This window comes from Pseudomonas sp. SB113 (assembly GCF_040754745.1).
In the GTDB taxonomy this organism is placed as follows: Bacteria; Pseudomonadota; Gammaproteobacteria; order Pseudomonadales; family Pseudomonadaceae; genus Aquipseudomonas; species Aquipseudomonas grimontii.
Map to the genome: position 1 here is coordinate 39222 of NZ_JBFMHW010000001.1, position 14346 is coordinate 53567.

The following is a 14346-nucleotide window of genomic DNA, read 5'->3' on the forward strand; positions in this document are numbered from 1 at the left end:
CTGCACTTTATAAATCAAAGACTTGCCAAAGCCCCGAAAACCCTGGGATAGCCAGCTTTCGCCCATGCCGATTCAATGAAGATTGTTACCGATGAGCAGCTAGTGCATCGATTAGCGAGGTTTTCTGGCATAATCGCGCCCCCTTACGACCGGGTCAGAAAACCTTCATGATCGATTTATTCAGCGGACTGGATGCTTGGGTTCTCGTGAGCCTGTTGCTCGCCCTGGCCTTTGTCCTCGCCTTCGAGTTCATCAATGGCTTTCATGACACCGCTAACGCGGTGGCCACAGTCATCTATACCAAAGCCATGCCGCCGCATCTGGCCGTGTTCTTCTCCGGGGTGTTCAACTTCCTCGGCGTGTTGCTCGGCGGTGTCGGTGTTGCCTACGCCATCGTGCACTTGCTGCCCGTGGAGTTGCTGATCAATGTGAACACCGGCCATGGTTTGGCGATGGTCTTCTCGTTGTTAGCCGCAGCGATCACCTGGAATCTGGGCACCTGGTACTTCGGTATCCCCGCGTCCAGCTCCCACACGCTGATCGGTTCGATCCTCGGTGTCGGCCTGGCCAATGCCCTGATCAACGACATCCCCCTGGCTGACGGTGTGAACTGGCAGAAGGCCGTCGATATCGGCGCATCCCTGGTGTTCTCGCCCATAGCCGGCTTCCTGGTCGCAGCCCTGGTGCTGATCGGCCTGAAATGGTGGCGTCCGCTGTCGAAGATGCACAAGACCCCGGACCAGCGCCGCAAGCTCGACGACAAAAAGCACCCACCGTTCTGGAACCGCCTGGTCCTGGTGATTTCGGCCATGGCCGTGAGTTTCGTGCACGGCTCCAACGATGGCCAGAAAGGCATCGGCCTGATCATGCTGGTGCTGATCGGTATCGTGCCGGCGCAGTTCGTACTTGACCTGGGCAGCACCACCTACCAGATCGAGCGCACCCGCGACGCCACGTTGCACCTTAACCAGTTCTACCAGCGCAACCACGAGACCCTGGGAGAGTTCCTGGCCCTGGGCAAAAGCGTGAAAGACGACCTGCCAGGCAAGTTCCGCTGCAATCCGCAGCAGACCGAGCCCACCATCAATGCCTTGCTGGATACCTTGAAAGGCGTCTCCGACTACCATTCGCTGAGCGCCGATCACCGCATCGAAGTGCGTCGCTACTTGCTGTGCCTGGACGACACCGCGAAAAAAGTCGGCAAGTTGCCGGGCCTGGAAGCGCGTGAGAAGTCCGACCTCGACAAGCTGCGCAAAGACCTGACCGCCACCACCGAGTACGCGCCATTCTGGGTGATCCTCGCGGTCGCACTGGCCCTGGGCCTGGGCACCATGGTGGGTTGGAAGCGTGTGGTACTGACTATCGGTGAGAAGATCGGCAAGCAGGGCATGACCTATGCCCAGGGCATGTCGGCACAGATCACCACCGCCACCATGATTGGCTTTGCCAATATCTTCGCCCTGCCGGTCTCCACTACCCATGTGCTGTCTTCCGGCGTAGCGGGCACCATGGTCGCCAACAAAAGCGGTCTGCAAGGTGGCACGGTCAAGACCATCCTGATGGCTTGGGTGTTGACGCTGCCTGCGACCGTAGGCCTCTCGGCCGGGTTGTTCTGGCTGGCCTCCAAGGCACTGGGCAACTGATAGCAAGGCGCTGAAAAAAAGGTGCGGCCTCTGTGAGGACCGCACCTTTTTTTATGGATCAGAATTAACCGACTTCATTAAATACCAGGCAAAAAAAAGGGCGACCGAAGTCGCCCAAAATGCCTTGCGTGCTCATGTAACCCGGAAAGACCTAAGGTTTTTTACGCTTGTTTGCGTCTTTCCAGATAAAAAATCCAAACCCTACAAAAAACAGCACCATGAGGCCTACAGTCAGCACTCCGGCGAATACCACATTATCTATAAACATGACCGGCCTCCTGCACTTGCCTTGTTGCGATAGGGCTAAGTTAATGGAGAAGGCGGATTGAAAAATTGACGGGGATCAATGTCGCCCGCAACGGGGCGTAAAGAAGGGTAATAACTGACCTGCATCAATAGATGCAGGTCGTTTTAACGCTTTTTGGGTTTGTTCTTTGATTTTTTCTTGGCTTTGCCTAACGGCATCGCCTGTTCAAACGCCTGGCGCACTTCATTCAGGCGCTTGTCATTAAGGTCATGCACCCGCTTGGCGCGTTCGGCGTTCAGGTCGATCAGCTTGTCGTCATCACTCATGGCTTGGCTTACGTCGTGGCGAGTAAGGCTCAATAATGCGGGCTCCTGCGCCCGACGGCAAATCAACGCGCGACAAAAGGCAGGCCGTCGACCAAAATCGGCATTTCCCCCTCCAGGAAGCGCATTCAGGTGGCACTGCACAAGGATCTTCCGCCGTTGCTGGCCCTGCGCGCCTTTGAAGCCGTGGCCCGGCACTTGAGCTTTATCAAGGCAGCACAGGAATTGTCCGTGACCCAGAGCGCCCTGAGCCATCAGGTGCAGAAGCTCGAACAGCATCTGGGTAAACCACTGTTTATCCGACGCACCCGCGCGATCGATCTGACGGCAGACGGCCAACAGTACTACGACGAAGTCCGTCCAGCCCTTGACGCCATTGCCGCCGCGACCCGCGCCCAACGGGTGCTGCCCAGCGCCACGGTGTTACGGGTCGGCCTGCTGGCGTCTTTCGCCACCCTGTGGTTGGCGCCGCGCCTGGCCGGTTTTCTCAACCGCTATCCGCATATTCGGGTGGAGTTGCTGCCGGCGATTCAACTGGCCAACGTCGCCGCTGCTGAAGTCGACCTGGCCATTCGCTACGGCAAAGGCGATTGGCCCGACGTGCAGGCCACCCGACTGATGCCGGAAGTGATCTCACCGGTGTGCAGCCCGGCGTTCAAGGCCAGCCAACCGCACAACGGCGCACTGTTGATGGCGACTTCGCACCGGCCTTTTGAGTGGACGGATTGGTCTCGTCATTATCAAATCGACCTCAAGCAGCACCCTCGCGTCATGCTCCACGACTACAACATCGTGGTCGAAGCCGCTGTGGCTGGCCAAGGCATTGCCATGGGCCGTCACCGCCTGATCCAACGCAGGCTCGAGGACGGCAGCCTGGTGGAAGCCTTCGATTGGCCGCCCTATCACAGCGAGATAGGCTACTGGTTAATTGCGCCGCACGGCCCTGCCAGTGACGCCGCGCGGTGTTTCAGCGAGTGGTTGAAGGACATCTGCAGCGACACGTGAGTCATTTCGATACGTCGGATGAGATCTATCCGTTTGTCGACAATCCCCCTGCCCCACATGCTGAGACCTCCTGACCAAGAGGATTCACCATGAGCGACTCCCTGCGCCACCGCGTGCAAGCCCTTGGCCTGACGCTGCCATCTCCCAGCCAGCCGATTGCCAACTACATCAACCACGTGGTCAGCCAGAACCAGTTGTTTATCTCCGGGCAAATCCCGCTGATAGACGGCAAGCCCGCCTATGTGGGCCGCCTGGGCGAATCCCTCAGCGAGGAAGAAGGTGTCCAGGCAGCAGAGCTGGCTGCACTGGGCTTGCTCGCACAATTGAGTGATGCCCTGGGTGATGACCTGTCGCGCCTGGTGCGCATCCTGCGCCTGGGGGTGTTTATCGCCAGCAGCGGCGAGTTCCAGCGCCAGGGCGCGGTGGCCAATGGGGCGTCCAACCTACTGGTGAATGCCCTCGGCGAAAAGGGCCGTCATGTGCGCACAGCAGTGGGTGTTTCCAGTCTGCCGGCCGGCGTGGCGGTGGAGGTTGACGCGATTTTCGAGTTGCAGCCGTGAGCCCGCTTGAAGTGCAACATCTGCGCGAGGGTACTCCTGGCTGCCAATCGGGCATCGTGCACTTCAACCATGCCGGTGCGTCCTTGCCGAGCCAGGCAACCCTCGATGCCATCATCGATCAACTCCAACGCGAAGCCCGCGACGGCCCGATGGAGGCCGGCGAGCAGGGCGCGTTGCGGGTGGAAGAAGCCCGCCGCGCGGCCGGGCAGTTGCTCAACGCGCCCACCACTTCCATCGCCTTTGCCAGCAGCGGCTCGACCGCCTGGAGCATGGCGTTCCAGGCCCTCGGCCCGTGGCAGCCGGGTGATCGCATTCTGGTAGGGCGCCACGAATGGGGCGGCAATCTGGCGAGTATGCAGTTGGCGGTGCAAGCCGGCGCACGGGTGGAAGTCATCCCCTGCGATGCCTCCGGCGCGGCTTGCCCCGTGGCATTGGAAGCCATGATCGATTCAAGCGTAAAGCTGATCGACCTCACCTGGCTTCCCGCCAACGGCGGCCTGATCAACCCCGCCCAGGCCATCGGCGAAGTGGCCAGGCGTCATGCTATCGCCTACTTTATCGACGCCGGCCAAGCCGTCGGCCAGGTGCCGGTGGATGTGCAGGCGTTGCAGTGCGATGTGCTCAAAGCGGCCGGTCGCAAGCACCTGCGCGGGCCACGGGGGACAGCGTTGCTGTATGTGCGGCCGGATTTCCTCCCGCACCTGAACCCTGCCCAACGCGACGTGTTTTCCGCCCCCTGGACCGCCGACGGTTTCGACCTGCGCAACGACGCCCGACGCTTTGAAACCAGCGAGGTGTCCTTTGCCCTGTTGGCGGGCCTGGGCAATGCGCTGCAGGAGATGAATCGGTTGGGGATCGAGCGTGTGTGGGAAAGTGTCACGCAAACCAGCAGGCGAATCCGCGAAGCATTGCGTGAGATTGCGGGTATTTCCCTGCATGACCTGGGCACGGTTCAATCAGGCTTGATCGCCTTCAACCTCGCCGGCTGGGATGCCTTCGAACTCAAACGGCAATTGGGGTTGAAACGGATCAATATCGGCGCCAACGGCATGGCCTATACCCCGTTGGATATGCAGGCCCGTGGCCTGACCAGCATTGCGCGGATCTCCGTCAGCCCGCTCAACAACGATCACGACATCGCGTTGCTGATGAAGGCCCTGCGGGAGCTGCGTGGTTAAACCTCGACGTCCACCCACAAGCCCTGGCGCGGCGCGTCTTCGATCAGCGGCACGACCGGTACGGTGTTGTCGGCATTGAGCAGGTCGCCCGGGATCGCCAAGTGCTGGTCCGGGTCTTCATCGGCTTCGCGCCGGCGTTTCTGTTGTTCCTGCTGGCGGCGTTGCTCTTCGCGCAGCAAAAAGGTCGACTGCTCGGCATCGCCCTTTTTCAGGTCGATGGAGCTTTCGTTGGAGCCCGCTTGCACGGGGACCACAGGCGGAATATCGGGTTTCTGGCGGACCGGGTCGAGTTGCGACGTAACCGGTACAACGCTGACGGGCAGCATAGGTGGAAGCATGATAGTTGTTCTCCTGTCAGCAGGCTGTCGGCGGGCCGGGTGGCGACTTGAGCGCAGGTTCGCCAACCTGTGACCCAGTCGACACTCACAAGTGCCCGCCACCCGTCGATTCCGCACTCACCCAGCCACTCAAACAGAGTAGTTTTTGTCAGAGTCCTTGGGCGTGGGGCCTTGTTCCGTTAACATAGTCGGCTTTTTCACGGCGGGAGTCAGGCAGCATGGCGCAGCAGTATCAACCGGGGCAACGCTGGATTAGTGACAGCGAAGCAGAGCTGGGGTTAGGCACCGTTCTGGCACAGGACGGCCGCTTATTGACCGTGCTCTATCCGGCCACTGGCGACACCCGCCAGTATGCGCTACGGAATGCGCCCCTCACCCGCGTGAGGTTCTCGCCGGGTGACTCCATCACCCATTTCGAAGGCTGGAAAATGACCGTGCAGGAAGTCGACGACGTCGACGGCCTGCTGGTCTACCACGGCCTCAATGGGCAGAACGAGCAGGTCACCCTGCCGGAAACCCAACTCTCCAACTTTATCCAGTTCCGCCTGGCCAGCGACCGTCTGTTCGCCGGGCAGATCGACCCGCTGGCCTGGTTCTCGCTGCGTTATCACACCCTGGAACACACCAGCCGCCAATTGCAATCCTCGCTGTGGGGCCTGGGCGGCGTGCGTGCGCAACCTATTGCCCACCAATTGCATATCGCCCGTGAAGTCGCTGACCGTATCGCACCACGGGTCTTGCTGGCGGACGAAGTGGGCCTGGGCAAGACCATCGAGGCCGGCCTGGTAATCCATCGCCAACTGCTCTCGGGCCGCGCCAACCGCGTACTGATCCTGGTACCGGAAAACCTGCAGCACCAGTGGCTGGTAGAAATGCGCCGCCGCTTCAACCTGCAAGTGGCGCTGTTCGATGAAGAACGCTTTATCGAAAGCGATGCCGCCAACCCGTTCGAAGACACCCAACTGGCCCTGGTCGCGCTGGAATGGCTGGTGGACGATGAGAAGGCCCAGGACGCGCTGTTTGCCGCCGGCTGGGACCTGATGGTGGTCGACGAAGCTCACCACCTGGTCTGGCATGAAGAAAAAGCCAGCCCGGAATACGCGCTGGTCGAGCAGCTTGCCGAAGTGATTCCCGGTGTGCTGCTGCTCACCGCCACCCCGGAACAGCTGGGCCAGGACAGCCACTTCGCGCGCCTGCGCCTGCTGGACCCGAACCGTTTTCACGACCTGCACGCCTTCCGCGCCGAGAGCGAGAACTATCGCCCGGTGGCCGAAGCCGTGCAGGAACTGCTCGACAAGGGCCGCCTCTCCCCCGCCGCGCACAAGACCATCCAAGGTTTCCTCGGCAACGAAGGCGAAGCGCTGCTGACCGCCGTCAACGATGGCGACGCCGAAGCCAGCGCGCGCCTGGTGCGTGAGCTGCTCGACCGCCACGGCACCGGCCGCGTGCTGTTCCGTAACACCCGTGCCGCCGTGCAGGGCTTCCCGGAGCGTAAGCTGCACGCCTACCCGCTGCCGAACCCGGACGAATACCTCGAGTTGCCTCTGGGCGAACACGCCGAGCTGTACCCGGAAGTCAGCTTCCAGTCGCAACCGGACGTCGACGAAGAAAACCGCTGGTGGCGCTTCGACCCGCGTGTCGAGTGGCTGATCGACCAGCTGAAAATGCTCAAGCGCACCAAGGTCCTGGTGATCTGCGCCCACGCCGAAACCGCCATGGACCTGGAAGACGCCCTGCGCGTACGCTCCGGCATCCCGGCCACGGTGTTCCATGAGGGCATGAACATCCTCGAGCGTGACCGCGCCGCTGCTTACTTCGCCGATGAAGAATTCGGCGCCCAGGTGCTGATCTGCTCGGAAATCGGCAGTGAAGGCCGCAACTTCCAGTTCTCCCACCACCTGGTGCTGTTCGACCTGCCGTCCCACCCCGACCTGCTGGAACAGCGGATCGGCCGTCTGGACCGGATCGGCCAGAAGCATGTGATCGAACTGCACGTGCCGTACCTGGAAACCAGCCCGCAACAGCGCCTGTTCCAGTGGTACCACGAAGCGCTGAACGCATTCCTCAATACCTGCCCGACCGGCAACGCCTTGCAGCATCAGTTCGGCCCGCGCCTGCTGCCACTGCTGGAAAATGCCGACGACAGCGAGTGGCAAGCGCTGATCGACGAAGCCCGTGCCGAGCGCGAGCGCCTGGAACAGGAACTGCACACCGGTCGCGACCGCTTGCTGGAGCTCAACTCCGGCGGCGCCGGTGAAGGCGATGCGCTGGTGGAGGACATCCTCGAGCAAGACGACCAGTTCGCCCTGCCGATCTACATGGAAACCCTGTTCGACGCCTTTGGCATCGACAGCGAGGACCATTCGGAAAACGCGCTGATCCTCAAGCCGAGCGAGAAGATGCTCGACGCCAGCTTCCCCCTGGGCGACGACGAAGGCGTGACCATCACCTACGACCGTAACCAGGCGCTGTCCCGCGAAGACATGCAGTTCATCACCTGGGAACACCCGATGGTGCAGGGCGGCATGGACCTGGTGCTGTCCGGCTCCATGGGCAACACCGCCGTGGCGCTGATCAAGAACAAGGCGCTCAAGCCAGGCACCGTGTTGCTGGAACTGCTTTACGTCAGCGAAGTAGTGGCCCCGCGCGCGCTGCAATTGGGCCGCTACCTGCCGCCGGCGGCACTGCGTTGCCTGCTGGATGCCAATGGCAACGACCTGTCCGGCCGCGTCTCGTTCGAAACCTTGAACGACCAGCTGGAAAGCGTGCCACGGGCCAGCGCCAACAAGTTCGTGCAGGCCCAGCGCGATCAACTCACCCCGCGGATCAACGCCGGTGAAGAGAAGATCACACCGCGTCACGCCGAACGTGTGGCCGAGGCCAAGCGTCGCCTGGCGGCAGACACCGACGAAGAACTGGCGCGCCTGACGGCCTTGCAAGCGGTCAACCCGACCGTACGTGACAGCGAGTTGGTTGCCCTGCGCAACCAACGCGAACAAGGCCTGGCCATGCTGGATAAAGCGGCGCTGCGACTGGAGGCGATTCGGGTGTTGGTCGCCGGTTGATTACCGCCCTGCCCTGTTGAATAGAGGCCCGCGCAATGCGGGCCTTTTTTATTCACTTGAGAACCCCGTTGGCGTTGCGGGCCTCATCGGGGGCAAGCCCCCTCCCACATTGATCAGTGGTCGACATGACAACTCGGTCAACTGTGGGAGGGGGCTTGCCCCCGATGGAGTCACCGCGGTTTCAAGCCGTCGCTGCCGCAGCCGGCACCTCAACAGCCACCAATCCCTCCTTCATCCGCTTGGCATCACGCACAAAACTGCGTGACGCCTGGAACAGAAACAACATGGTCAAAAACAGCGCCACCGGAATCAGGTACATGGCGTCATGCAAGCCCACCGCCTTGTAAGCCTCGGTCATCTGCTCCGCCCCCGCCGCGTACATCGCCGAATGGGCAAAATGGTCGGACAACCCACCCACCACGATTGGCCCCATGCCCCCGCCCAGCAAATACAAACCGGCAAAGAACAACGCCATCGCCGTGGCCCGCAAGCGAGGCTCGACCACGTCCTGGATCGCCGTGTACACACAGGTGTAGAAGTTATACGCAAACAACCAGCCCACACTGAACAACGCCACAAACACACCGATCTCGATACGCCCGGCATGCAAGGCCCAGGCGGTGGTGACGGTGGAGATGATCAGGCTGCACGCCGCAAACAGCAGTCGGCCATTGGCAACGCGTTGATGGATCTTGTCGGCAATCCAGCCACCCAGGGTCAGGCCCACCAGGCCGGTCAACCCGACGATCACTCCAGTGGCGACCGCCGCGTCCTGCAGCGGCATGAGGAAATAGCGCTGCAGCATCGGCACCAGGAACGAGTTGCACGCGTAGGTGGCGAAGTTGAAGCACAACCCGGCCAGCACCAGCCACAGGAAAGTCGGCACGGCCAGCACGCGGCGGATCGGGCGATCGACGCGCTCCTGGGAGACTTGTACGGCTTCGGCGGCGCCGCGCTTGGGTTCCTTGATATAGAACATGAACACCGCAAGGATCAGCCCCGGCACGGCGGCGATAAAGAATGGCGCGCGCCAGCTGTCGAACGCCTTGACCATCCAGCCGATTGTGAAGAATGCCAGCAACAGGCCCAAAGGCAGGCCCAGCATAAAGATCCCCATGGCCCGGGCACGACGGTGCGCCGGGAACAGGTCGCCGATCAGCGAGTTGGCGGCCGGCGCGTAGCTGGCCTCACCGATACCGATGCCCATGCGCACCAGCAAAAACGTCCAGAAACTGCCGACCAAACCGTTAACCGCTGTCAGCCCGCTCCACGCGAACAGACCCCAGCCCATCAGCTTGCTGCGCGAGCCGGTATCGGCCAGACGCCCCAGCGGCAAGCCGGCAATCGCGTAGACGATGGTGAACGCGGTGCCGATGATGCCGAGCTGGAAGTCGCTCAAGTGCCACTCCATGCGGATCGGCTCGATGATGATCGCCGGAATGGTGCGGTCGAAGAAGTTGAACAGGTTGGCCAGGAACAGCAGGAACAGAATGCGCCAGGCATTCGCCGCTTGGGTCGAGTTCTGCATGGGTCCGTCTCTTTTATTGTTATGAGAGCTGCGATGCCCGATGCATCCTGCCCGGTACGTGCAACATAGTCAGGCGGGCCGTGGTTGTCTGTAATGATTCGTAAAGCTGATAGGGCATGATTTCGCCCGGAGCCAGGGGACTTTGCCGACAAAAATATAAGTGCACGCCCCTCTTCCCAACGGCCATGACCCGATTAGAATGGCGAGCCTTCCCGTCGTACCCCACTCTTACTTTTCTTATCGATGACGCCCATGTCCGAAGCCAGTCCGTGTCTGAGTTGCGGTGCCTGCTGTTCCTACTTCCGTGTGTCTTTTTTCTGGGGTGAGTGCGCCTCATCGGGCGGCACGGTGCCCGATGACCTGGTGGTGCAGATCAATCCGACCCGCGTGGCGATGATCGGTACCGACCAGAAGCCCGCGCGCTGCTGCAGCCTTGAAGGCGAAGTCGGCAAAGGCACGAGCTGCTCGATTTATGAGCAACGCTCAAGCCCCTGCCGAGAGTTCGATGCATCCTGGAGCCAGGGTGTGCAGAACGTTGATTGCGATGCTGCCCGGGCCGCATTTGGGCTGCCCCCCTTGGAGCAACCTTTTGAACTGAACCTGCCCATCAGCGCTTAGCATCAAACGCTATTGGCGCCATGTCAAAATCGCAGCAAGCAAAATGCCATTATCGAGCCACTGGGTATTGCGCCATGCCTGCCATGACTTGAGCCGCTCCGGATCCAACTGCGTAGTCAGGCCAATCCGCTGACGTCGAATCTTTGGCAATTCGCCATCATTTACCTAAAGATCGCCGACAAACGGCCGATTCATCAGAGTCCGGCCAGGTTTTTCCTGAGCACACTGGGTAAGCCTGATCGTTCCGGACAAGGACGCACTGTAAAGTCGCGAACTCCCATTCCGTGATGGCTTTTTGATACTTTTTTAGCCATCCGCCCAGGCACATGGCGCACAATGACTTCTAAAAATAACTCTGGCACCGTGGTATCCGATGTGTTGCTCCCAGCTCCTGCGGAAAAGCCCTCAGGTTCAAAGTCATTGAGCACCGCCCGCCCGCTGGCCACCCAGCAATACCTGTACTTCACCGAAACCAATACCGACCGCATCCTCGATAACCTCGACGGCCTGCGCGACATGGTGTTCCCGCGCCCACCTCACCTGGAAGGCGACAGCGAGCAGCACAGCGAGCAGGAATTCCCCTCGGTGTGCCTGATCGGCCTGGGCCGCTGCGGTTCGAACATCGCGCTGGACGTGGCGGAGCTGGTGTACAACGCGCGCAAGTTCTACCTCAACGAATTCAGCACCGAAGACAAATCCTTGGATAAGGGCTACAGCCCGGCCCAGTGGATTCGCAACAACCTGCGCCTGGGCGGCGGCAAGGCCAGCAAGCCGGTGTTCCTGGTGGAACCGCTGGTGATGCTGGGCGACCTGGACAAGGACATCGCCGGGCGTATCCGTTTCTCGCGCAAGGGCGAAAAAAGCGGCTTCCTGCGCGACTACAGCAAGATGAAAATCATGGACCTCTCCGAAGTCCATGCCGGTGGCGCCGGGAATGCGCCGATCCTCGGCCAGTACCTGGCCAAGATCATCCTCAACAAAGACACCCAGCGCTTTTCCAGCCCCGACTGGAAGATGATCCACTCGTACCTGATCGACTCCTGCGGCATCAAGGCCAACCAGTCGCGCCTGTACTTCTCGATCTTCAGTGCCGGCGGCGGTACCGGTTCGGGCATGGCCTCGGAGTTCGGCCTGGCGCAGCAACATTCGTACATGAACAAAACGTTCGACACCAAGCCCGCCGACGAGCACGACAGCAAGAGCGGCCACGCTTTCGTCTTCGAGCCGATCTTCACCAGTGGCATTTGTGTGCTGCCGAACATCTCCGACCACCGCAGTGAAATGTCCGAGGCGCTGCATATCAACGCCGGACGCTTGCTGTGCAAATACCTTTCGGAAGAATGGGACTTCTCGTACAACTTCGACAACGAAGACAGCAGCGAAGCCAGTGTGAAGGGGCGTATCCGCCCGTGGAACGCGATGATGCTGATCTCCAACGACATCATGCGTTACGCCGAAGAGAGCGATGACGGCAATATCCAGAACATTGACGTCAATGCCATGGAAAAACACGCCAACCAGTACATCTCCCAGCAGATTTTCAACATCCTCACCGCCCAGGCCGTGACTACCGACTACGACCAGAACTATTTCCGTCGCGCCGGCATCGACATCGGCGAAACCATCCGCCTGGACGCCAATGACCTGTTCATGAGCCTGGCCGGGCCGGTGGCGATTGCCTACGCCGAATCCGTCGTACCGGAAACCCCGGCACCGTCGAATGACAAGTTCAAAGTCTTCGAGAAAGAGCCCCAGCGCCTGAACATCGACGACCTGTTCTTCCGCTCCATCGACCTGCCGCATTTCAACAAGGTCACCCAGGCCATCGAAGGCATCAGCCTGTTGCCGATCGAGTCCAAGCGCTACAAGGCGTCCCTGGAGCAGTACAAGAACTCCGGCTACGACGCGGCGGCGCTGCATGACCTGCACTTCTTCAAGAACTGCTCGTCGGTGGTGTCGATCGTCTCGCTGCCCAAGGACTACAAGCTGTCCTACATGGACCTGAACCGGCTCAAGACCCACCTCAACAGCCTGTTCCCCAACACCACGCTAAAGCGCTATGCCCTGGTGATCGGCGCGTCGGCCAACCTGTCGCTGACCACCCTGATCGCCAAGAGCCCGTGCCTGTCGGATGACTTCCTGACACTGATCGTGGCTTTTATCAAACGCTGCTTCGCGCGCAATCCGTACCGCTTCGACGACACGCTGGATAACTCGATCCTGGATTTCATCATCCACGAGGACTTCGACGAAGACCGCATCGACGAGCTGCTCAACGAGTTCGAAAACCCGGCAAAGATCCTCGATACCAACTGGTACGCGATCAAGCCGATGTATGAGAAGAAGTACCGCGAGTTGATCAACGACAAAGAGAAGTTCGTGTCGATCAATGACATTCGCCTGTCACGGGATTGCGTGAAGAAAGCAATCAAGTACCTGCGCGAGATCTACCGTCACCGCATCGGCAAGACCAAGGTTATTTCGTTGAATAACCATACCGGCAAGACCGCCTAGCACGGTGCGACGGCGCCACCTGGCGCCGTCGCCACCTCAGTGCGTCATCCGTTGGCGCAGGAACGCAATGATGGTCTTTTCGTCAGCGCGCTTTACAGGCCGGGGCAAATGCTTCGGCCAGCCGGATTTTTTCGCGCCGAAGAACCTCTTCTGCTCCGCCTCATCCCAGCCACGAATCTCCCGCGAAGCCGATTCCCACCACCCGTGTCGGCACACGTCGTAGTACGGATGCGCAGGCGCCGAACTGCCATAGAGCAAATCGCGACCGACCTTTTTCACGTGCTTGTGATGATTGCGCAGCTGCCATTTGATGCGCAGCCGCTGCCACGGCGAGGGCACCGGCTTGACCCGCGGCACATCCAGGCAACGCGCTACCAGCTCAGGGCCGAACGCCTCACCGTGAAGGGTGAAGAAGTGCGCCTGCATGGCATGGAAGAAACGCTTGTCGGCAAAGTAGTGATGAACGAACTTGTGGGCCTCGCGCACCTTTTGGCCGCGCATCGCGAAGGAAATCGCGATTTGCTCGATGGTGTGGATATCGAAGGCGTTCCGGGTCCACTCGTCGATCAGGCGGATGGACGTTTCGAGCAGCGGCGAATCGCTGGCACGGACACCGCACAGGCCACTGTTGTAGAGCTTGAAACTGTTATCTGCAGAAATGCCATGGGCCTGTAGGTGCTCGCCCAACTTGAGGTAGTCCGGGCGCTTGCAGACATAGCTCCAGTCGTATTCGAAGCCGTCCATCACATACTGGCCCGGCGCGATCAGCTCGAACACACGATGGGGGGACTTGAGGAACAGCGTGTCGGTGTCGACGAACAGGGTCTTGTCCGCCAGCGTCAGCCCTTGGGCGATCGCGCAGGCCTTGCGGCGATGGGGGTAATCGTTTTCACCCTGCCATTGGGCCAGGGTCTGCTCGTCCAGGGCGATGGTTTCAACCGGCCAGCCGATGTAGTCCTGGGGGCGATCGGTCATGACCCGGATGCACAGCGACTCGCCCGCTTTAAGTTGGGACAGGGCGGTGAGGATGCTGAACTTGGCTTCGCGCCGATAAACGTCCTGATGACCGTAGATAAGGTAAAGCAGTTGGTGCGAAGGCTTCGCTAAAGAGGGCAGCGCTGACGGCATGACTAGCTCCGGGTAACAAGCGGCGAACTTTACCGGAATTCACCGTTTACTACGCCATGATCTGACAGCCACCAGCCCTTTATTCACACCGAGAAACAATTCTCCCGCCGATTCACCCGCGAGAAAACTGTTCCCATGACGTGCGCGTCACCCTGCGCTGTGACCTTTCTCCACGGCAAGATGCCATCACGGCGCCAGC

The 14346-nt window shown here is 60.4% G+C and carries 12 protein-coding genes; 7 read left to right on the forward strand and 5 right to left on the reverse strand.

Annotation, left to right across the window (positions count from 1 at the left end; all coding sequences use genetic code 11):
* The first annotated feature begins 167 nt into the window (after positions 1-167).
* Positions 168-1643, forward strand: a complete 1476-nt coding sequence (locus AB1462_RS00180; RefSeq protein ID WP_259192716.1) for an inorganic phosphate transporter — start codon at positions 168-170, stop codon at positions 1641-1643.
* Positions 1644-1794: 151 nt separating this feature from the next.
* On the opposite strand, the gene ccoM is transcribed toward AB1462_RS00180, so the two are convergent.
* Together ccoM and AB1462_RS00190 are read right to left on the reverse strand one after the other, a co-directional pair.
* Complete coding sequence (ccoM, locus tag AB1462_RS00185; protein WP_010563588.1) at positions 1795-1911, reverse strand: cytochrome c oxidase subunit CcoM; 117 nt, start codon at positions 1909-1911, stop codon at positions 1795-1797.
* A gap of 143 nt (positions 1912-2054) precedes the next feature.
* On the reverse strand, positions 2055-2249 hold the full coding sequence (locus AB1462_RS00190; RefSeq protein WP_131697188.1) for a hypothetical protein: 195 nt from the start codon (positions 2247-2249) through the stop codon (positions 2055-2057).
* A 96-nt stretch (positions 2250-2345) separates the two neighbouring features.
* Here AB1462_RS00190 and AB1462_RS00195 point away from each other — a divergent pair, with 96 nt between their 5' ends.
* The 3 genes from AB1462_RS00195 (at position 2346) to AB1462_RS00205 (ending at position 4956) form a co-directional block, all read left to right on the forward strand.
* Positions 2346-3218 (forward strand): LysR substrate-binding domain-containing protein, encoded by an 873-nt coding sequence (locus AB1462_RS00195; protein ID WP_367245939.1) that lies wholly within the window; start codon positions 2346-2348, stop codon positions 3216-3218.
* An 89-nt stretch (positions 3219-3307) separates the two neighbouring features.
* The gene (locus AB1462_RS00200; protein WP_090408339.1) at positions 3308-3778 is read left to right on the forward strand and encodes a RidA family protein; all 471 of its coding nucleotides are present in this window, start codon (positions 3308-3310) and stop codon (positions 3776-3778) included.
* Positions 3775-4956, forward strand: a complete 1182-nt coding sequence (locus AB1462_RS00205; RefSeq protein WP_367245940.1) for an aminotransferase class V-fold PLP-dependent enzyme — start codon at positions 3775-3777, stop codon at positions 4954-4956. Before AB1462_RS00200 ends, AB1462_RS00205 begins: the two co-directional genes overlap by 4 nt.
* On the opposite strand, the gene AB1462_RS00210 is transcribed toward AB1462_RS00205, so the two are convergent.
* Positions 4953-5294: an aspartate-semialdehyde dehydrogenase gene (locus AB1462_RS00210; protein WP_259192718.1), complete on the reverse strand. Its 342-nt coding sequence runs from the start codon at positions 5292-5294 to the stop codon at positions 4953-4955. The two genes, AB1462_RS00205 and AB1462_RS00210, sit on opposite strands and share 4 nt — an antisense overlap.
* 218 nt (positions 5295-5512) lie before the next feature.
* Between AB1462_RS00210 and rapA the strand changes: the two genes are divergently transcribed.
* A complete protein-coding gene (gene rapA, locus AB1462_RS00215) occupies positions 5513-8359 on the forward strand; it encodes an RNA polymerase-associated protein RapA (protein ID WP_090408349.1) in 2847 nt (948 codons plus the stop codon).
* A 181-nt stretch (positions 8360-8540) separates the two neighbouring features.
* Here rapA and AB1462_RS00220 read toward each other — a convergent pair whose 3' ends face one another.
* Complete coding sequence (locus tag AB1462_RS00220; RefSeq protein WP_090408353.1) at positions 8541-9887, reverse strand: MFS transporter; 1347 nt, start codon at positions 9885-9887, stop codon at positions 8541-8543.
* Positions 9888-10139: 252 nt separating this feature from the next.
* Between AB1462_RS00220 and AB1462_RS00225 the strand changes: the two genes are divergently transcribed.
* Complete coding sequence (locus tag AB1462_RS00225) at positions 10140-10505, forward strand: YkgJ family cysteine cluster protein (RefSeq protein WP_090408358.1); 366 nt, start codon at positions 10140-10142, stop codon at positions 10503-10505.
* A gap of 336 nt (positions 10506-10841) precedes the next feature.
* Positions 10842-13019 carry a hypothetical protein gene (locus AB1462_RS00230; protein ID WP_090408360.1) on the forward strand — a complete coding sequence of 726 codons (2178 nt, stop codon included), beginning with the start codon at positions 10842-10844 and terminating at the stop codon, positions 13017-13019.
* A 36-nt stretch (positions 13020-13055) separates the two neighbouring features.
* Here AB1462_RS00230 and AB1462_RS00235 read toward each other — a convergent pair whose 3' ends face one another.
* Positions 13056-14147 carry a hypothetical protein gene (locus AB1462_RS00235; RefSeq protein WP_367245941.1) on the reverse strand — a complete coding sequence of 364 codons (1092 nt, stop codon included), beginning with the start codon at positions 14145-14147 and terminating at the stop codon, positions 13056-13058.
* Positions 14148-14346 lie beyond the last annotated feature (199 nt).